This is a genomic window from Salinigranum marinum (assembly GCF_024228675.1).
Classification (GTDB): Archaea; Halobacteriota; Halobacteria; order Halobacteriales; family Haloferacaceae; genus Salinigranum; species Salinigranum marinum.
Map to the genome: position 1 here is coordinate 259,389 of NZ_CP100462.1, position 19,276 is coordinate 278,664.

Annotated in this window: 23 protein-coding genes; 9 read left to right on the forward strand and 14 right to left on the reverse strand. The window is 60.2% G+C overall.

Going from position 1 to position 19,276, the window contains the following annotated elements; translation table 11 throughout:
• Positions 1-157: 157 nt before the first annotated feature.
• From NKJ07_RS21330 to NKJ07_RS21345, 4 genes are all read right to left on the reverse strand, one after another.
• Positions 158-1,372: a CBS domain-containing protein gene (locus NKJ07_RS21330; RefSeq protein ID WP_318570573.1), complete on the reverse strand. Its 1,215-nt coding sequence runs from the start codon at positions 1,370-1,372 to the stop codon at positions 158-160.
• Positions 1,373-1,684: 312 nt separating this feature from the next.
• Positions 1,685-3,019: an erythromycin esterase family protein gene (locus tag NKJ07_RS21335; RefSeq protein WP_318570574.1), complete on the reverse strand. Its 1,335-nt coding sequence runs from the start codon at positions 3,017-3,019 to the stop codon at positions 1,685-1,687.
• The gene (locus NKJ07_RS21340) at positions 3,016-3,612 is read right to left on the reverse strand and encodes a DUF5828 family protein (RefSeq protein ID WP_318570575.1); all 597 of its coding nucleotides are present in this window, start codon (positions 3,610-3,612) and stop codon (positions 3,016-3,018) included. Before NKJ07_RS21340 ends, NKJ07_RS21335 begins: the two co-directional genes overlap by 4 nt.
• Before the next feature lie 26 nt (positions 3,613-3,638).
• Positions 3,639-3,788, reverse strand: coding sequence for a DUF7557 family protein (locus NKJ07_RS21345; protein ID WP_220581931.1), 150 nt, complete (start codon positions 3,786-3,788; stop codon positions 3,639-3,641).
• Positions 3,789-3,914: 126 nt separating this feature from the next.
• Between NKJ07_RS21345 and NKJ07_RS21350 the strand changes: the two genes are divergently transcribed.
• The 6 genes from NKJ07_RS21350 (at position 3,915) to NKJ07_RS21375 (ending at position 10,316) form a co-directional block, all read left to right on the forward strand.
• Positions 3,915-5,729, forward strand: a complete 1,815-nt coding sequence (locus NKJ07_RS21350; protein WP_318570576.1) for an SLC13 family permease — start codon at positions 3,915-3,917, stop codon at positions 5,727-5,729.
• A 118-nt stretch (positions 5,730-5,847) separates the two neighbouring features.
• The gene (locus NKJ07_RS21355) at positions 5,848-6,246 is read left to right on the forward strand and encodes a universal stress protein (protein ID WP_318570577.1); all 399 of its coding nucleotides are present in this window, start codon (positions 5,848-5,850) and stop codon (positions 6,244-6,246) included.
• A 304-nt stretch (positions 6,247-6,550) separates the two neighbouring features.
• Entirely contained in the window at positions 6,551-7,252 is a 702-nt protein-coding gene (locus tag NKJ07_RS21360; RefSeq protein ID WP_343230491.1) for a potassium channel family protein, read from the forward strand.
• A gap of 44 nt (positions 7,253-7,296) precedes the next feature.
• The gene (locus NKJ07_RS21365; protein WP_318570578.1) at positions 7,297-8,748 is read left to right on the forward strand and encodes an APC family permease; all 1,452 of its coding nucleotides are present in this window, start codon (positions 7,297-7,299) and stop codon (positions 8,746-8,748) included.
• Between the two features lie 96 nt (positions 8,749-8,844).
• Complete coding sequence (locus NKJ07_RS21370) at positions 8,845-9,558, forward strand: universal stress protein UspA (protein ID WP_318570579.1); 714 nt, start codon at positions 8,845-8,847, stop codon at positions 9,556-9,558.
• Positions 9,559-9,563: 5 nt separating this feature from the next.
• Positions 9,564-10,316 carry a universal stress protein gene (locus tag NKJ07_RS21375; protein ID WP_318570580.1) on the forward strand — a complete coding sequence of 251 codons (753 nt, stop codon included), beginning with the start codon at positions 9,564-9,566 and terminating at the stop codon, positions 10,314-10,316.
• A gap of 70 nt (positions 10,317-10,386) precedes the next feature.
• Here NKJ07_RS21375 and NKJ07_RS21380 read toward each other — a convergent pair whose 3' ends face one another.
• From NKJ07_RS21380 to NKJ07_RS21415, 8 genes are all read right to left on the reverse strand, one after another.
• Entirely contained in the window at positions 10,387-11,064 is a 678-nt protein-coding gene (locus NKJ07_RS21380) for a class I SAM-dependent methyltransferase (RefSeq protein ID WP_318570581.1), read from the reverse strand.
• Between the two features lie 148 nt (positions 11,065-11,212).
• Positions 11,213-12,163, reverse strand: coding sequence for a ribokinase (locus NKJ07_RS21385; protein WP_318570582.1), 951 nt, complete (start codon positions 12,161-12,163; stop codon positions 11,213-11,215).
• A 29-nt stretch (positions 12,164-12,192) separates the two neighbouring features.
• Complete coding sequence (locus NKJ07_RS21390; RefSeq protein ID WP_318570583.1) at positions 12,193-12,639, reverse strand: universal stress protein; 447 nt, start codon at positions 12,637-12,639, stop codon at positions 12,193-12,195.
• 162 nt (positions 12,640-12,801) lie between these two features.
• Positions 12,802-13,554 (reverse strand): proteasome assembly chaperone family protein, encoded by a 753-nt coding sequence (locus tag NKJ07_RS21395; RefSeq protein ID WP_318570584.1) that lies wholly within the window; start codon positions 13,552-13,554, stop codon positions 12,802-12,804.
• Between the two features lie 83 nt (positions 13,555-13,637).
• Entirely contained in the window at positions 13,638-14,084 is a 447-nt protein-coding gene (locus tag NKJ07_RS21400) for a universal stress protein (RefSeq protein WP_318570585.1), read from the reverse strand.
• An 85-nt stretch (positions 14,085-14,169) separates the two neighbouring features.
• Positions 14,170-14,871, reverse strand: coding sequence for an amino acid kinase family protein (locus tag NKJ07_RS21405; RefSeq protein ID WP_318570586.1), 702 nt, complete (start codon positions 14,869-14,871; stop codon positions 14,170-14,172).
• Positions 14,781-15,128 (reverse strand): amino acid kinase family protein, encoded by a 348-nt coding sequence (locus NKJ07_RS21410; protein WP_318570587.1) that lies wholly within the window; start codon positions 15,126-15,128, stop codon positions 14,781-14,783. Before NKJ07_RS21410 ends, NKJ07_RS21405 begins: the two co-directional genes overlap by 91 nt.
• A 59-nt stretch (positions 15,129-15,187) precedes the next feature.
• Positions 15,188-16,072: an IS1595 family transposase gene (locus NKJ07_RS21415; RefSeq protein WP_318568649.1), complete on the reverse strand. Its 885-nt coding sequence runs from the start codon at positions 16,070-16,072 to the stop codon at positions 15,188-15,190.
• 28 nt (positions 16,073-16,100) lie between these two features.
• Between NKJ07_RS21415 and NKJ07_RS21420 the strand changes: the two genes are divergently transcribed.
• From NKJ07_RS21420 to NKJ07_RS21430, 3 genes are all read left to right on the forward strand, one after another.
• Entirely contained in the window at positions 16,101-16,511 is a 411-nt protein-coding gene (locus NKJ07_RS21420) for a hypothetical protein (protein ID WP_318570588.1), read from the forward strand.
• 96 nt (positions 16,512-16,607) lie between these two features.
• Positions 16,608-17,210 (forward strand): hypothetical protein, encoded by a 603-nt coding sequence (locus tag NKJ07_RS21425; RefSeq protein WP_318570589.1) that lies wholly within the window; start codon positions 16,608-16,610, stop codon positions 17,208-17,210.
• A gap of 30 nt (positions 17,211-17,240) precedes the next feature.
• Positions 17,241-17,975 carry a TVP38/TMEM64 family protein gene (locus tag NKJ07_RS21430; protein WP_318570590.1) on the forward strand — a complete coding sequence of 245 codons (735 nt, stop codon included), beginning with the start codon at positions 17,241-17,243 and terminating at the stop codon, positions 17,973-17,975.
• Between the two features lie 199 nt (positions 17,976-18,174).
• On the opposite strand, the gene NKJ07_RS21435 is transcribed toward NKJ07_RS21430, so the two are convergent.
• Positions 18,175-18,597 (reverse strand): universal stress protein, encoded by a 423-nt coding sequence (locus NKJ07_RS21435; RefSeq protein WP_318570591.1) that lies wholly within the window; start codon positions 18,595-18,597, stop codon positions 18,175-18,177.
• Positions 18,598-18,821: 224 nt separating this feature from the next.
• The gene (locus NKJ07_RS21440; protein ID WP_318570592.1) at positions 18,822-19,256 is read right to left on the reverse strand and encodes a universal stress protein; all 435 of its coding nucleotides are present in this window, start codon (positions 19,254-19,256) and stop codon (positions 18,822-18,824) included.
• Between the last annotated feature and the right edge of the window lie 20 nt (positions 19,257-19,276).

The following is a 19,276-nucleotide window of genomic DNA, read 5'->3' on the forward strand; positions in this document are numbered from 1 at the left end:
TGGTGATCGGAGCCTTCGACGAGCTCCGTACCGGACCTACACGGGGAGTCAACTCCCTCAGTCACGGTCACCGTTCTAAAAGAGTGAGATCCTCAGTCGCCTGACAACGGAAGCCTGGAGAGAACTATGATACCCTCCCGCGAGCGGAAACGATCGGTCACTCCTTGAGCATCCAGCCGAAGCGCTTCTCCCAGTACTCCTCGCTCGGAGGTTTCTTGCTCTCGCCGTACGTCTTGCGGTCACGAATTCGTCGTTCGAGCACGTCGCGAGCCTCGTTGAGTGCGTGACTCGCCCCGTAGCCTTCTCCGGAGGCGATGTACAGTCCTCGATCAGTGTGTAGGCGGATGCGGGCGAGTAAGAGGGGCGTCCCGCGACGTTTTTCGTCGTGTTCGTGGAGGTGGATTTTCGCGTCCAGAACAGTCATCCCGTGGTCTCGGTCGTCGAACTTCTCGACCATTGCCACGACATCCTCGTATTGTACGTCGTCCAGCAGGTCGGTGCCGTAGATCTGAACGGCCCGATTGCCGCCGGCCTCCCACGTGAGCGAATCGAGGACGTCGGTTTTCGTGACGATCCCGTACGGGCGACCGTTTTCAGTGACGACGAGCGACGAGCTGTCGATGGCGAACATCTCTTCGACAGCCGTCTCGAGCGTTGCGTCCTGGCGAACAGTATGTACCGGGGAGACCATGATGTCCCGGACCGGGAGATCCAAGATACGGGCGAGTTCTCCCTCCCGGGCGCCGAAGCCACCGTGAGCCCGACCAGTACTGGCGGAGACGTCTCCGCCGAACGAATCCGTCCCGCCCGCATCGCCACCCTGGCTCTGTTTCACGGAGCGAACCGTGAGAGCGGTCACGTCGTAGAGGCTCAGGATGCCGATAGCCGTACCGTCCTCGACCACCGGGAGGTGGGTGATCCGGTGTTCCCGGAAGACGTGAAGCGCTTCACCGAAGGTCGATCCCGGATCGAGCGTGACGAGCTCGGCAGTGGAGGCCTCACCGACGGTCGCCGCGTCGAGGAACGGCTGGACTTTGTTCAGAATTGCGTCCACGGTGACGACGCCCATCAGTTCCCCCCCGTCGAAGACCGGCAGGAGCCGTGTATCGCTGTCGATCATGAGCTGGGCGACCTTGCGGACGTCCTCGTCGGGGACGAGTCGGGGAACGTGCCAGACCAGCGACCCGATCTTCTCGTTGGGCTGGTGATGTGAGGTGGCGAGCTGTCTCCTGGTGATGATCCCCTCGAACACGTCGCCGCGTACCACGACCCCCTTGACGGTGGGATCGTCGAACGTCCCGACGAGCTTCGAGACGGGTGTATCCGGGGGGAATTCTACGTATTCTTCCGAGACGATGTTGGCAATGTCCATGGCTGTGAGTGTATGTCCGCTCTGGTTGGTAGTCTGTGAGTTCGGCCGCGAGTGCGTTACCGATAGGTGATAGTTCGGTACGAGTTGACAAGTGCTCGCTGGTCGTTCCCGATATCTGGAAAGCGACATGCAGGGCTCATCCCGCGACGAGCCCCCAGAGATCATCAGTATCCCGTTCGACCCCGCTCGATCGATATATTCGGCAATGTATCGACGTCAGAGAGGGCTTCAGAGATCAGAAGGGTGACTCGAAGACAGTACGAAAACACCCAGTACAACGGCTCCATCGAGCGTCCGACTGGAGGACTATTCTTAGAATCCCCACGGGTACAGGTCCGGTACCGCGACACGGTCCACATGAATGTCGAGCGGGTGGAGGGCGTTCGTCTCACCCAGGTAGGCAAATGCGTCGTACCGGTCAGGGAGAACCGTCGGCACGTAGTTCCCGGATTCGTGCTCCGGGTGATACACGACGCCGATGGCGCGATGGCCCCGCGGTCGGGCGAGCGGCGAGTCGTCGGGGAAATCCTCGGTCACGAGGAGGCGGTCGAGTCTACCAGCCCGCTCGAAGACGTGTTCGTAGCTCCCCTCCTGCGCAGGTGGGACCGTCATCTCTTCCAGCCGTGCTCCCCACGAGTCCGCGGCGATCACACTGCCCCGGTGTGAACCCATACCAACCAGTGCCACGTCGGACCTGTCCTCGCGCTCGCGAACGAGCTGGCCAACGTTGAGTCGCCCTCGCGCCTCCATGTCGGTCGCTCTGGCGTCGCCGACGTGGGTGTTGTGTGCCCAGACGATGCCCTTCGCATCCGATCCATGGTGGTCCTGCAGGCGCTCCAGCGTCTCGACCATGTGCCGGTCGCGGATGTTCCAAGAGTCGACGTCGCCCTGGACCATCTCACGGTAGTACTGTTCGGCATTTTTCGCGATCAGCGCGTTCTGTTCGGCATTGAAGTAGTCGTCGCGGCCGTGATCGTACGCCGCGACCTGTTCGCGGAGCCGAGTCAACATCTCCACCACCTCGTCCTCGCAGGTCTCGGGGACCATCCGGAGCGCTCGCGCGTACTCCTGGGCGTCGTCACCGTACGGTTCGAAACACCGATAGGCGGCCCTGGCCTCGGCTGCCGCGTCCGGGTCGACGTCCTCCAGATAGTCCACGACCGCTTCCATGGACTCGAACAGGCTGTACACGTCGAGGCCGTAGAACCCGACCCGTTCCGCTTCGTCGAGGGTCTGGTTGTGGACCTCTAGCCAGTCGAGGAATTCGAGGGTCTCCCAGTTCGCCCACAGCCACGTCGGCCACCGTTCGAACGCCTCAAGCGCATCGCGGATCGTCTCGTGAGACTCGGGGAATCTCTTGACGTACCGATTGATCTCGTAACAGTCCGTCCAGTCACCCTCGACGGCGACGAACGAGAAGTCTTTCTCCTGGATGAGTCGGGCCGTCAATCGCGAACGCCAGCGATAGTACTCCGACGTTCCGTGGGAGGCCTCGCCGAGCAATACGTACGTTCGATCCCCGAACCGCTCGACGAGACGATCAAGCTCGTCTGGATGCTCCAGGCCGTATGACTTAGAGCGGATCTCTTCGATAGCTGCATCGACGTCATCTGGTTCCGCCCACGACGTGCGGTCCTGCAGTGTCATAGGGACTCCTGTCCAGTTCCGTTCGAACGGTCGAGTCGCTGGCTGACTTCTTGCTTGAGTTGGTCGTCGTTGACATCCACTTCGAAGACGAACTCGTCACCGTTTTCCAACCTCGCCGTCTCTCGAATATTCGCACTCACGAGATCGTTATCCAAGTAATACGGGGTGAATCGGGTCATGATTTGCTCGTAGACCGCCGTCTCGATCGTGCGAATGGCCTTCCTGGTGGTCGTGTCGACGGCACGAAGTCCGTGTTCGAGGGCGTCCTCCCACTTCTCGAGGACGTCCTCGGGTCCATCTCCTTCGACCTTCTCGATCGATTCGAGGGCGTGCTCGCTCGCCCGTTCGAGATCCTCTCTGGCTGCCTGTCCAGCCTCTTCGCCAGCACTTTCTTTGATGCGAGCCTGTGCGACGGTCTTCTCGCTCACTTCCTCACCGAGTTCTTCGTGAGCTTTCGGCCGCCAGTCCTCCCACTCGTCGAGTGCAACCGCATCGACGTCACTCTCCCGCAACGCTCGGGCAATCCGCTCACCGTGAGCGACGACCTCCTCCCACGATCCGCGGACACGAAAGCCGGAGACGCGTTCCTCCATGGTGGACGTTCACCTCGAAGGGTGGGTCACTCCGAATAGCCCTCTTGGAGGAACTCCCCTTCCGTCTCGTAGATGGAAACTAACTCCGTGATGAACTCCTCGTACGATTCGTCCTCCTCGAGGTGGTCGTCCAGTCGGTCTTTGAGTTCGTCACTGATTTCGAGCGTGTAGGTCATGATCGGGAATCTGTTGCAACGTCTCCTGTATCGTAGACGATGTGTAAATACCACGACAGCTATTCCCGCTCGATAGTAATCGTCGACCAGTACATCCAACTCCCATCATGATATCAGCACATATCGATGCCTGCAGCGACTGTTGGGACGTTCCTCGTCTTTCTGATTATTCTCGTCGCTCTCGTGTTGTTCGTCACCGAGCCGATCCCGATCGACGTCACAGCGATCGGGATCATGGTCACGCTTATGATACTCGGTCCGTGGACGGGCGTTTCGCCGCGCGAGGGTGTCTCCGGTTTCTCGAACCCGGCAACGATCACGATTCTCGCGATGATGATCCTGAGCGAAGGCGTCCGTCGGACGGGTGCGATTCAGCGTCTCGAACAGACAGTCGCCTCTTTCACGGGCGAGAGCGAACACAAGCAACTCGGCGCAACGGTCGGGCTCGTCGGTCCGCTCTCGGGAATTATCAACAACACCGCTGCCGTTGCCGTCTTGCTGCCGATGGTGAGCGATCTTGCTCACGAGAACGGGACATCGCCGTCAAAGTTGCTCATTCCGCTCTCCTACGCGTCGATGGCCGGTGGGATGCTCACGCTCATCGGAACGTCCACGAACCTTCTGGCCAGCGACGTGGCGAGTCGACTCGCCACCGACTATCCCTCCTTGCACGCGTTCTCGATGTTCGAGTTCACCCACCTCGGTCTCGTGGTGTTTCTCGTCACCGGGCTGTACCTCCTTACGGTCGGGTACTGGCTTGCTCCGTCCCATGTGACGCCCCGCAGTAAGCTCGAAACGACCCAGAAAGAGGAGTTTCTCACCGAGGTGATCGTGGGCGAAGAATCACCGTTCGTCAGCTCAAGGATCCGGGAAGCGCTCGAAGAGGTCGACTTCGAAGCGAACGTCACCCAACTGATTCGTGATGGTACCTATCATCGAGAGCCGAGACTGTCGATGACGATACGGGAGGGGGACACGTTCACGATCCGGCTCACCGAAGACGCGTTACGGACGCTACACGAGGTAGAGGGGATCGAGTTCGTTCCGGAAGTCACGCCGCCAGGTGGGCTCGATGCGCTCGGCCCCGGGCAAACGCTCAGCGAAATCGTCGTCACCGCCGGGTCTGATCTTGTCGGCGAGACGGTCGAGTCGTCACGGTTTCAAGACCAGTATCAGACGGCTGTTCTGGCTATCCGCCGTGGTGGTGAGACCGCCTACGAACGCCTCACAGAGTATCGAATCCGTCCGGGCGACCTGCTCCTGATCGAGTCCGAACCGGACACCGTCGACCGACTCGCCGATGATCCGAACGTGATCGTGGCTGGCGAACTCGCCCTCCAACAGTTCCGGTCGTCGAAGCTCCCGCTCGCAGTCGGCGTCGTGCTCTCGGTCGTCGGAGTGGCAGCACTCGGCATCCTGCCGGTCATGGTCGCAGCACTTAGCGGCGTCATGGTGATGATCGTAACTGGAATCGTCAAGCCGGCGGAGGCCTACGAGGCCGTCCAGTGGGACGTGATCTTCCTCCTGGCCGGCGTCATCCCACTCGGCAGAGCACTGGCGGAGACGGGCGGTGCCGATCTGCTCGGCACGTTCGTCGTCTCGACGGCTGACTTCCTGCCCGCAATCGCCGTTCTCGGCCTGTTCTATCTGCTGACCGTTACGATGACCAACCTCATCAGCAACCAGGCCAGCGTCGTGTTGCTCATCCCCGTCGCCGTCGACGCGGCCGCCCGGTTGAACGCGAACGCATTCGCGTTCGTCCTCGCAGTCACGTTCGCCGCCAGCACGGCCTTCATGTCGCCGGTCGGGTATCAGACCAACCTCTTCGTCTATGGCCCTGGTGGATACGAGTTCAGCGACTTCGCTCGTGTCGGCGGGCCGCTTCAGGTGATCCTGGCCGTCGTCACGACCCTCGGGATCGACGCATTCTGGGGGCTGTAAATTTGCGCAGGATCCCTGACTCCCCGGTTCGGCGTATCTGTTCCTGAATTCAGCAGTTATCGTCCTGTGGGAAATACTGACCGAGATTGTAGGATAATAAACACTATGACTGAACGTGATGTACAGAGTACTCGTTCCGGTCGACAGAAGTGAGGAACGCGCGTTCCACCAACCACAGTACGTGTCACAGCTTCCGAACGCCACCGACGATGTCGAGGCGACGGGGCTGTACGTGGTGCCTCCCGATGAGTTTAGCGACGCCGACGCGGTGGAGTTCTCCGACATCGACGCGGCCGTCGGGGCGGCCAACCTTCTCGAAGGCGAGGGTGTTTCGGTGACTCGAACCGTGGACGACGGTGGCATCTCGGACCAGATCGTCCGTTCCGCTGAGGGACTTGAGGCCGACGAAATCGTTATGAGCGGGCGCAAGCGGTCGGGGCTCCAGGAGGTACTCATCGGGAGCATCACGCAGGACGTGATGCTCTCGGCCGAACGACCGGTCACTATCACCGGCTAACCTCGGTCGAACGCGCACCCGCGTGAGTCGCTTCCGGAGTTCGGACGGTCTGGGATAGGTGTCTCGAATGTGCCGGGAACCGCGAGCCTGAGGCCGACCAGGGAACGCGGATTCCTCTCGATGTTCCGTTTGCGCTCCCAGGACCACCACCACAGTGGCTCGCGGCGCGACGGGTGGCCACGTCCGCACGTAAGTGTCTGTGGCGCCACTTCGCGAGAGCTACGAGCAGTTCACTGTGGCGGATTCCCGGACCTCTGGAATGACGTGAGAGTTGAAATGTGACCTGGTCGAATATTCGAAGAGGCTGAGAGGGACGGTCTACCCTCGAGTAAGCCGATGGAGGGAGAAACCCATGCCAGACACGAAACGTATCGTCATCGCCGGCGGCGGCCGTATCGGACTACGAACCGCACAGGAGCTCGCAGACCGCGGATACGAGATCGTATTGATCGAGAAAGAGGAGGCTCGGTCAGACGAGGTCGCGGATGAATACGTCGCGATGGTCTTGCAGGGAGACGCGACAGCGCCCTCGATTCTTGAACAGGCGGATCTCAAGCGGGCTGACGCCATCGCCGCGTTGACCGATGAACCCGGGACCAATCTCGCGATCTGTATGGAGGCAAAGCGAATCGCGCCTCACATCCGAACACTCGCTCGAACCGGTACTGGGACCGAGGACGAGTACGACGAGATTGCCGACGCGACGATCCTGCCCCAGGAACTCAGCGCGAACACGGCTGCCGACATCCTTTCGGGCGACGAGGTACGGACCATTATCGGCACCCACCACGACCTCGAAATTCTGGAGATCAAGGTCGCCGAGGACGCCCCGGTAGCCGGACATACGCTCGCGGAGATCAGCCTCCCGAAAGGGAGCCTTGTCATCTCGGATCGGAACCGAACACAGATCGCACGTGCCGATATGGAACTCGAACCCAGTGAGTATTACATCGTCGGTGTGGAACCAGATGTCCTCGACGAGGTTCTGAACCTCTTCCGCGGCTAATCCTGGGGGACTTATTTTACGCTCCGTCCGCATCTCGACATGTAATGGTGAGCGGGACCGAGACCCAACTCGAACGTACGCTCGGATTCAGGGAGGCCTTGACCATCGGCGTCGGAACCATGGTGGGAGCGGGCATTTTTGTCCTCCCCGGTCCGGCGGCCGCCCTCGCCGGCCCCGCGGCAGCCGTTGCGTTCGTCGCCGCGGGTGGGATCGCTGTTCTGACCGCGCTCTCGGCGAGCGAACTCGCCACTGCGATGCCGGCCTCCGGTGGACCGTATCATTTCATCAATCGGGGGTTGGGCCCTGTCTTCGGGAGTATCGCCGGGCTGGGCAACTGGCTCGGGCTGGCGTTCGCGACGGCGTTCTACGCGGTTGGATTCGGCAATTATGTCGCGCCGCTGGTGATAGGGATACTCCCACCCCTCGGCATCGGGCCCCTGCCGCTCTCCGCGGCCCAACTCGGCGGACTCGTCGCTGCAGTCCTCTTTATCGGCGTCAACTACCTCAGTACGAAGGGAACCGGCGACTTACAGAACGTCATCGTCATCGTGTTACTCGGCATCCTCGGCCTGTTCATCCTCCTCGGGGTGACCCAGGCTGACGTCGCGACGCTCCGCCCCCTGTTTCCCGAGGGCCCCGGATCGGTGTTCCCCGCCACCGCGCTGGTGTTCGTCTCCTACCTCGGGTTCGCCCAGGTGGCGACCGTCGCCGGCGAGATCAAGCAGCCTGGAACGAACCTCCCGCGAGCGATGGTCGGCGGCGTTCTCTTGGTTACGGCCGTCTACGCGGTGTCGATGGTCATCCTGCTCGGCGTCGTCGAACGCGCTGCCATCGCCGGCTCCGGGACGGCAATCGCGGACGGTGCGGCCGTCGTCTTCGGCGCGTTCGGGAGCGGCGTCGTCGGCGTCGGGCTGCTCATCTTCGGCGGGCTGTTGGCAACCGCCTCGTCGGCGAACGCGTCGGTGTTGTCGGCTTCCCGTATCAACTACGCAATGGGCCGGGACGGCCTGATGGACGCCCGGCTCTCGGCCATCCACGAGCGGTTCGACACGCCACACCGCTCTATCCTGCTGACCGGCGGGCTCATTCTCGTGTTCATCGTCGCGGGGGAGGTCAACAGCCTCGCCCGAGCGGGGAGTGTCCTGCACCTGCTGGTCTACGGCCTGTTGAACGTCTCGCTCATCGTCTTCCGGGAGACCCGTGCCGGCGGCTACGATCCGGACTTCGAAGTCCCATTCTATCCGGCGGTGCCGGCACTGGGTGCCGTTCTCTCGTTCGCGCTCATCGGATTCATGGAACTGCCGGAAGTACTGCTGGCCGCCGGACTCGTCGCCGGGGGCATCGTCTGGTACGTACTATATGTCCGCCGCCGCGTTGTGGATACCAGCGCGCTGGCGATGTACCGCGGCGCGGTCCCGCTCGAGATTGAAGTCGAGGTGGAGTTCGACTTCGACACCCCGGCGAAACGCGCCGAGGAGGTGGCGGAGGATGGCTGACAGCTGGATGCCGTACGTCGGGAATCAGTGGCGGACAACCGCGCTTGGCCGGTCACGCACGCACCGATCGCACCCGCTGGACATCACCCACCAATTATGATAGATGATCCCACCCTGTTGATACCCATCGACGCATCGGCCCCGGAGGACCCACCACAGGCACTCGTGGACCTCCTGGAACCACTCCACATCGTTGTACTCGGTCACTACCCGGTGCCCGATCAGGCTGTTCCCCAACAGCTCCAAGAGGCCCATGAGGAAGAGGCGAAGGCTGCGATGGAACCGATCGTCCGCCGGTTCGTGCAGCAAGGAACCGATGTCGAGTCGGTGCTGGTATTCACGCGGGACCACGTCACGTCGATCGATCGAGTAGCCAACGAGCACGACTGCGACGCGGTGCTCGTTCCGGGGTCCGTCGGAGAGTTAAGCAACGTCCTCGTTTCACTGAAGGACGAGCAGAACATGTTCAGGGTCCTCGAGGTGGTCGGGCTCTTGCTGGGAGAGACAGATCCCGACGTGACGCTGTTTCACTCCGAGAGCGTCGAGAAAGGGAGCGCCATCTCGGAACTCCTGCTTCGCGGTGCGACTGACTGGCTGACCGAACGGGGCCTCGAACGAAACCGCATCACTTGGCGCGAGCCGACCGCCGAGACCCAGACGACCGACCTACTCGAACTGGCCGACGAACACGACTTCGTCATCATGGGCGAGGAGGAGCCGTCACTCCCCGAGCGCGTCCTCGGCGAACTACCCGACCGTATTCACGCCCGGACCGGACGAGCGGTCCTCGTGGTCCGCAAGGAGCGCTGATTTCGATGCCCGAGAACAGCCACAAGCCGTCGGTGCTCGTGCCCGTCGACGTTTCGACGGACGAACAGCCTGACCCGCAGCTGCTCGAACTCCTCGAGCCCGCCCGGGTCGTCCTCGGCGGCTGGTATCCCGTCCCCGATCAGACGCCCCCCGAGCAGCTCCAGGAAGCCCACGAGGAGGAGGCGATCGAGCGCATCGATGCCATCGCAGCCGAATTACAGGACGCCGACACGGCGGTCGAGACGGTCGTCGTCTTCACCCGGGATCGGTCGACGACAATCGACCGGCTCGCCGACGAGTACGACTGCGGGGTCGTCCTGGTTCCCAGGGCTGTCCAGCGGGTTGAGCGCATCCTCGTGCCGATCCGGGCCGACGTCAACCTCTCGGCTATTCTCTCGGTCGTAGGCGTCCTGTTGGAGGACAGCGAGGCGACTGTCACGCTCCTGCACGCCGCAGAAGCCGACGAGGACACCGAGGCTGGGGCGGTTATGCTCAGGGGCGCGGCCGACGAACTGCTTGACGGCGGCGTCGACGCCGACCGTATCGATACAGTGAGTCTCGAATCCGGCACTCCTGTTGACGATATCGTCGATGCCGCGGCCAATCACGACGTGCTGGTCATCGGCGAGTCTGACCCGTCGCTCATTGAACGAATCATCGGCGACGTGCCAGGTCAGCTCATCGACCGGACGGACCGGCCGGTGCTGATCGTCCGGAAGCTGCCGACCGAGGAGGAAGAAGACGAAGCTGGCGAGTAAACACTAGAGTACACCGGTAACTATCCCAGCTGCGGTACGGGAAGGCGCGCCATGAACGGCGCGGAGAACGTCACATCGGTCGAGCAATCAGGATCTCGACTGGCCACACCCACACTCGATGGAGATGCTCTTGTCGTTCAACCACGAATCCCTCTTTTTCAAGGGTTCGGGAGGCGTAAATCGGTCGACAGCCGAACCGTTCGTAGCCCGGGACCCGTTCGAACAGCCAGTCGTACGCTCGTACGAACAGGTCCTCTTCAGCTCCAGCCCGTTCCATCGTCACGACACAGAGCCGACCATCCGGTCGGAGGATGCGCTTGAGTTCCCTGACAACTGTCGGTATCTCGTCTTCCGCAAACAGTTCCAACGTGTCCTCGATAAAAGCGATGTCGGCGACGTTCTCTCGAAACGGAAGCGATCGAGCGTCCCCAAGACAGATCTCGATTTGCGTATTTGCTCCCTCTCGAACAGCCCGCCGGCGAACCCGACCCGCCATACTCGCTGCAGCATCAAGCCCGACGGTGTCCCCCTCTGGACCGACTCGCTCGGCGAGCGCGACTAATGCGTGCCCGGGTCCACATCCGACCTCCACGACGTGTTCTCCACGTTCGATAGCGAGCAAGCCCAAAGCCCGCTGCCGTGTGTCCGCTTGCAACGGTGTGATGAACCAGTCGTATAGTGCCGCCAACCGGTGATACGTCTCTACGACGGTTTCGTTGGACACATCTGGTTCCGGCAGAGTGGTCATGTGCTGGAGGCGTCGCGTCGATTTTCGGAACGTACTATCGAGTTGCGATCGAAGGAAAACACCACACTCTGCGTCCAGCCTGGGGAGAGCAGCTTCCGACGGCGACTGCTCGACTAGACGCCGCCAACGTACGGACAGACGTCCCTGTTCACCCGGTGACATCCTCGGAAGTGCGATACGTTCGAACATCCTCAAGCGTCGGGATACCTCGTCGAGCCCCCTTCTCGCGCGTGGAGAGTGACCCGGCGATCGTTCCAATTTCGATGGCTTTCTGCAATGATGCCCCGGCTGCGAGTTGGGCCGCCAGGAATCCGTTCAGAACATCGCCGGCACCGGTCGTATCGACCGCTTTGACTGTCGGTGGCGTTACAGTGAACCGTCGCTCCGCTTCGACGATGACATCGTCCGCACCTCGTTTGCGAATGAGGACTCCATCGAACTCTCCAAGGGAGGATTGTAGCGCCCGATACTCGTTTTCATTCGGGGTGAGGTAGTCGACCGCATCGCACCCAAGGAGTTCTTCGATTCCATCTGCAGGCGCGGGGTCGAGGATAATAGTTGGTCGGTCCCGTTCGGCAGCCAACTCCGAAAGTAGTGCCACAACCGGATCAATCGGAATCTCATTTTGCAGGAGGAGACACTCGGCCGAGAGAATCGTGTCGTACTGCTCTCGGATGTAGGCACTATCGATTGCACTATTGGCCCCTGGCCGGACGATGATCCAGTTGTCGCCCTCCGGTCCGACGAACACGTAGGCCGTTCCAGTTGGTTCTGACGCAGTTCCAATCCGAGCAACACCGACTCCGGCTTCTGTGAGATGACTGCGGACCCCGAATTCCCGGCCATCGGGGCCTACCTTGCCGAGCATTTCCGTCTCTGCTCCGTCCTTCGCCGCAGCTACGGCCTGGTTCGCACCTTTCCCTCCTTGACGAAGACTATCGGGATCGGCTGAGAAATCCGTCGGGAGGTCATCGGTCTGGACAGTCTGCCCGCGGTCTGGAAACCAGCTATATCGGTCTCTGAGGTCGGTGATTTCGGCATCGGACACATGATGTATTTTGTCCACGTTGATGCTCCCGAGACTGACGACGTCTCCCATATCGAAAGCTCACTCAATCACAGTTGCTCTCATCGGATGAGTGTCACAGGAACCGACGCCCTCCGTGCGACGATCTCCGCGATGCTCCCGAATACGGATCGTTCTTCCTCCGGACGTCCGTGCGCTCCGAGAACGATGTGGTCGATCTCCTCCTCGTCGGCGTACTCCACGATGACCCGCTTTGGATCACCGATCTCGGACGTGGTGGAGATCTCGCGGTCGTGCTCATCAGCGAGTTCTCGAGCCTCATCGAAGAGTTGCTCTGAGACTTCTTCAGCCCGCTCGTACCACTCTTCGGATCCCATCAACGGTTCGTACGACGTCTTGAAGTCGGGATAGGCACCGTAGCCCGGCTCGAAGAGATCAACCACGTGAAGCACGGTGACCGATGCATCCGGGAATTCTTCGAGGGCATGACGAAGCGCTCTTCGCGACAGCGGCGAGCCATCGAGTGGGACGAGAATGTGTTCGGTCATATCTCCATCTCCTGTACGATGCTCCGTCCGAACGGTTTTGAATTAACCTGGATTCGGAGTCTCTCTGTAATCAACGCCATTGTCGATTTTTACTTGGAGCGAGCCAAAATAGGGGCCGTCGGTGATTCCAGTCGAGTGAGAATTCGCGAGTATATTCCTGGATTACTGATACATTCCCGGCACCGCCGGTTGCTGGTCCTGTTGTTGCTGATACTGCCGGAGTTGCTCCGCGATCTGTTGTTTCTGTTTCTGGATCTCCTCGGCCTGTTCGCGGAGTTCCTGCGTGTCGATATCGAATTCGACGAGCGATTCGAGAGCCTCTTCGATCACCGCCCGAGCAGCCGCTGGATCGGGAATGTATGGGTTCGAACGCACGATGAGCACCGCCGCTGGAATGTCGTCGTGGTAACAATCAGCCAGTAGCGCACCGGTCACGCCACCGACGACGCCAGAGCCATCGGCCAAGGTGATCCCTGCATCGGCGAGAGCGGTCTCCAGATCGTCCGTCGTGGCAACGCCGACGACCTCGCCGATTTCGTCTTCGGACTCCGCCGGAGCCCCTGCGAGGAAGATAGCCCGCTCGAACTCCTCAGATAGGTCGTGCAGGACACATCGGCTCAACGAGTCGACTGCAGTAGGTGGGATTGGGACGTCGCTTTGGAGAGTCATTACAGCTGGATCTTCCCCTGCGTAGACTCGTACTGCGTCACGAACTCGGCCTTCGTCGAACGCCGCGACTGGAGGAAAATCGTCAGAAACGATAGTTCCGTGCTGGTCCAGCTCGAGTTGCTTCGTGATTTGATCGACTGCAATCGCCGCAACTAATCCCAATCCAGGGAGGCCCTCGATGAGCGTCGGCGATTCGGTCCCTAGTTCTGTGGTCTTCTCGAAACTCGTCGATGAATCAGGAGTCATTACTCGACACCGAGTCTACTATCGAATAGTACGGCCTTATCAACACGTCTTATTTCCAATCCGTGAGAAGGGTGCTTGTCTGATTACGAAGGCCCATCAGAGGATTCAGCTGGCATACGAACCGTCAACACCGGCGCATCCGAGAGCCGGACGACTTTCTCGGTGACGCTGCCCAGAAGATATCGATCCAGACCCGTGCGGCCATGCGTCCCCATCACGACGAGATCGATGTCGTGTTCGTCGACGTAATCGAGAATGGCTTGGTGGGGTGCTCCCTGTGCCACTACACCTTCGATCGTGTTCACACCAGCTGCCTCTGCTTGCCGGATCACCTCCTCAATCGCGTTCTCACCAGCTTCTTCGATGGCATCGAGCGTTCCGGGGACCGAGGAATCGATGCCGACGTTCGTATCGACGACATAGATCGTATGGAGTGCGGCGTCGTAGGTCGTTGCGAGATCGATTGCGTGTTCGACGGCGCCTCGTGTCCCTTCACTTCCGTCCGTCGGGACCACTATCTGGTCGTACATATCGAATACTCGTTAGCGAAGGGACAAAGAGAACATGTCGATTACGAGACGCTGGGAAGTCCTCAGTTCCCGTTCTAGGGGAGATTCAGGCGCGGACCCGTGTTCCGGTCTCGCCGGCCAGTGCGTCCATCAGGTGCTCAGGAGAGGTAACCACGGCCCGGTCTCCGCCCTGTTCGATAAAGCGGAGACATGCCTCTATCTTCGGTTGCATACTGCCTTCACCGAACTCACCCGCGTCGAGATGCGCGCGCAACTCCTCGGGTGAAGGCCGACAGAGCGGTCGCTGATCGGGCCTATCGTAGTTCACGTACGCGAACTCGACGTCCGTCAGGATAATGAGGGTATCGGCGCCGAGTTCCGAGGCGAGCAGTTGCGAAGCCTTGTCCTTATTGACGACTGCTTCGATACCCCGGAGCCCGTCGTCACGAACGACGGGGACACCCCCACCGCCAGCGGTGATCACGAGGTTCCCTCGTTCCACGAGGTTCCCTCGTTCCACGAGGCGAGTGAGTTCCTTTCCTTCGACGAGTTCGACGGGCTCGGGAGATGGAACGACACGACGGCACGGGCGGTCACCGGTCGCTACGCGCCGCGTCTCGAATGAGTTCTCCGCTGCTTCCGCTTCCGTGTAGAACGGTCCGATGGGTTTCGTCGGGTTCTGGAACGCAGGATCGTCGGGGTCGACGATCACTTGTGTTACGACGGTGATAAAGTCGGGCGAGCCAGCGAGTTCGTTGTCGAGGGCCTGTTGGAGCAAATAGCCGATCTGAGCCTGGGTTTCGGCCACCAAGACGTCGAGCGGTAACTCCGCGTCTCGCTGACGCGCTCCTGCTGTAAGAGGAGGTTGCCGACCTGCGGTCCGTTCCCATGGGTCAACACCACGTCGTAGCCGGCCTGGATCGCATCCGCGATCTGTCGGGCTGTTAGCGCTATCACGTCGAGCTGTTCGTCGATCGTTCCAAGACCGTGCGCACCGAGTAGCGTGTTTCCGCCCAGCGCCACGACGATTGGATCCGTTCCCGTCTCGTGAGAGGTGTCGCCCATACTAATCCCACCCTCCACGCGTAATTAGTACTACGCTCATGTGTAGCAGATTGTTGATTTCAGAGAGTCGCTTCGACAGCGTGCTTGAGTGCTTGTCGACCGGGTTTTCTGAAGAGTTCGCTGCGTAGCTGGAAGGCGCGAAGATACTGTGTCAACTTGTCTTTCGAGATACCTCGATGGGGCGAGAGCCACCGTCGCGCCAGCGACGCGTGGCTCTCGCAGGTGTTCACGTGAACGTCTCCATCCGCGTATTCGCCGTCACCGTGGACGACGTATTCGCGGTCGAACTCGTCGTCGTCCTCTAGTGGGTCGTATGCCCGAAATCCATCGGTGTAGACGGTCAGCGACTCCTCCTCGTGTTCTTCAAGGAGGAGTCGCACCGTCGATTCGTCGGCGGATTTCGCGGGAACGACGTATCGCTGTCCAGTTCCACGGTCAACGAGTGTGAAGATCGGCGGCTTGTCTTGATCGTACCTTCCGCGTCCGCGTTGTGAGAGTCCACGCGAGCGCGACTCTTGGTCGCGCTCGCGGCCTTTCAGTCCGGCAGAGACGTACAGTTCGTCGATCTCAACCGGTCCAACAAGATCGAGACGAGGCGCGTCGAGCGCTCTGGTAAAGCGCTCGACGCGCCGATGCATCGTCTTGTAGGTCACTCCGATCTCTCGCTGAAGTTGCCGGAGACTCGTGTTGAATCGCAAGAACGCGTAGATCGAGAACAACCACTTGCGGAGCGCAACCTTCGAGTGAGCGAAGATTGTGCCCGTCTTATCGTTGAACGTGCGGTCGCAATCCTTACACAGATAGCGTTGAAACGCCCCATAGCTGCCGTTTCTGACCGTCCGGTCAGAACGGCAGCGAGGGCAAGAAACACCGTCACGCCAGCGAACCTGCTGTAACAGGTCCGCTGCGAGCGATTCCGAGCTAAACACATCGAGCGGAATCATTCGTGTCGGACACCGCTACGCGGTGTCCTTGCTCTCTTCGATTCCAGAGCGACAGCTGAACGCTATCAACAATCTCCTACTGAAGAGCGTTAGTACTATGAGTCAGACGCAGATCGTCATCATGGGTGCAGCGGGTCGCGACTTCCACGACTTTAATACCGTCTTCAGAGGCGACGAGCGCTTTGACGTCATCGCGTTCACGCACACCGGCACACAAAACATCGGCGAACTCGACGACCTCCCCAACCGCCGCTATCCTTCCGAGTTGGCCGGTGAGAACTATCCCGAGGGCATCCCGATCCGCGCCGAATCGGAGCTCGAGACCATCGTCGACGAGGAAGAGGTGGATACGGTCGTGTTCTCCTATTCGGACGTCTCACACGTACACGTGATGCATCAGGCGTCGCGTGTACTCGCCGCCGTGCCGACTGCCGACTGATCGGCCCGGACCGGATGATGCTCCACGCTGAGGTCCCCGTCGTCGCCGTCGACGCGGTTCGAACTGGGTGCGGAAAATCTCAGACTGCACGTCGTTGTGGCCGATCCCCATCGTGCTGGGTCCGAACTGCGATACCATCCGGGTGAAACCAACCTCCTGCTCGCGGATTACGTCCTCATCAACAAGGAGAACACCGCCGACGTGGTCGGAATTCACGAGGTCGAATCGAACGTTCGGCAAACGAATCCAGACGCGGAAATCATTCACCCGAACTCGACGATTACGGCCGACAGGAACGCCATCGCTGGAAAACGCGTTCTCGTCGTCGAAGGCGGACCGACGCTCACCCACGGTGACGCACCCTATGGTGCCGGCTTGATTGCCGCCCGGAAATACGGAGCTGCGGAAATCGTTGATCCCGAACCGGCGGCCGTCGGTTCGCTCCAGCGCGTCTTCGAGGAATACGATCATCTCGATGCAGTTCTCCCGGCGATAGGCTATCGCGACGCACAGATTCGGGATCTGGAAGCGACGATACGGAACGCAGCACCCGACGTCGTGGTCTCGGGGACACCCCACGATCTCGCGCGACTGATCGGCGTAGACAGCCCTATCATACGGGTTCGCTGCGAACTCGAGGAGAAAGACGTCACACTCGACACGGTGCTTGATCGTCACGCCCAAGCATTGAGCCTCTGATACCCGTCAAACAGCGACCCATCGGAATCTATGGATACCGCTCTCGATCGATCGCGTATCTGGTTCGGAAACACCCAGGTCTTTGCATCATCCGGGAGCAGGCGGCGCTTCTTCGTCCATCTGCTCGCACTCGGACTCGCGTTTGTCTTCGTGACTACTTTTGTTCACCGCCGCTTCGGATTCCTGACCGATGCGCAGGCCTTGCGTGAGTTCATTCGGGGGTACGGGATCTTGGCGCCCGGCGTACTCGTTGTTCTCCAAACAGTCCAGGTCGTCGCTGCACCGATTCCTGGACAGGTTCTCGCTGTGGTCGCCGGCTATCTCTTCGGCGCATGGTGGGGAACACTCTACAACATGATCGGAATCACTATGAGAAGTACCATCGCGTTCTGGATATCCCGGCGATACGGTCGTGCGTCCGTGGAGAACACCGTCCACGAAGAGGCACTTAATCGATTCGATGCTGTCAGCGACGACTACGGCCAACTCGCGCTGTTTTTCTTCTTTCTGGTTCCAGGACTTCCGGATGACGTCACCTGTTTTGCCGGCGGACTCACCAATATCCCACTGTGGCAACTCGTCGTTCTCGCCATAATCGGACGAGCACCGGCGTTCTTCCTCGTCAACGCCGTCGGTGATCTACTTGGCACCGATCAGTTCCCGGCCGCTGTGGTGCTCGCCGTCGTGCTCGTCGTGATTTCCGCGGTCGGATATCGGAAACGCGACCTTCTCACCGGCTTTTCCGAGGGGATTTGTAACGGCTGACCGTTGCATCGATTCCGTTGACGACCCTGCCATCATATTGGGGAACTTGTGCCCGTCACGATAGCATATTACCCTACTTTACTGAGACGAACTGCTCCTCGTCGATGTACTGAGATGCATTCGATCGGTAGCGATCCCTCCTCTCTGATCAAAAGAAGTGCGGTTCATCCACAGTACGAGCGTAGTGACCGTCCTCGGTTCAGGTGGCGACCAAGACCGGTCTCCCCGCGTTCTGGACGACACGGTCGGTCACACTCCCGATCTGCTCCCCTTCTGCGTGGGAGTGCCCGTGGTAGCCAAGCACGATCAGGTCGGCGTCGATCTCGTCGGCGTAATTAATGATCTCCAGATATGGCTTCCCGTGACAACACTGAGTGGTAACCGCAATTCCGAGTTCTTCGCCCCGGTCGGCGATCTCCGAGAGTTCCTGGTTGCCCCAGTCTTCGATCTCGATGGTTTCCAGTTCCGTGCTACTCAGGGCTGGTTCGGTGTATCGATCGGTATCGACCACGAAGATCGCATGGAGTCCGGCGTCGTGCTGTTCGGCCTGTTCGAGCGCGTGTGTCGCTGCGCGGTTCGCATCGGCACTACCATCGGTTGCGACCAGAATCGTATCGTACATACTGTTCGAGACGCGGCGAGTCGCTTTGTAGTCGCTGGCAATTCCCAGATGCTGATAGGGGCCTCATTCTAGGGATTCCGGACGACGTGATCTATCTTGCCAGCAACTTCACCGATATCCCCTGTGGCAACTCACGATTCTCGCCCTGCCTCCTCTGAACTTTCAGATGGACATTAAGATACGCTCTCGAAGCGGTTCAATCCTGATATTCGCCATCTCCGCTCTTAGCTTGGGTCGAGGTGGACCGTCAAAACTGGTACGTCGACGGTGCGGACGATCCGTTCCGTCGTACTGCCCAAGAGGGTGTGCTCGAGGCCGGTCCGACCATGCGTTCCCATCACCACGAGATCGACATCGTTTTGATCGATGTATTCACGAATGATCTCGTGTGGAACGCCGAGCCGAATCGCCTCCGTCGCGGGAATATCCTTCTCCTCAGCTTGGTCCAGTACCGGAGTTGTCGGCCTCTCGTCTGATTGATCGATCAACTGGATGACCTCGTCACGGTCCATCTCCGTGCTGATAGGACTCATTCGGACATCGACTACATAGAGCGCATGTAGCGTCGCGTCATATCTACTCGCGATATCAACTGCATGTTGGGCAGCCGCGTTCGCCCCCTCGCTACCGTCCGTCAGCACGAGAATTGTTTCGTACATTTGTCTCGGTCTTGGCTACC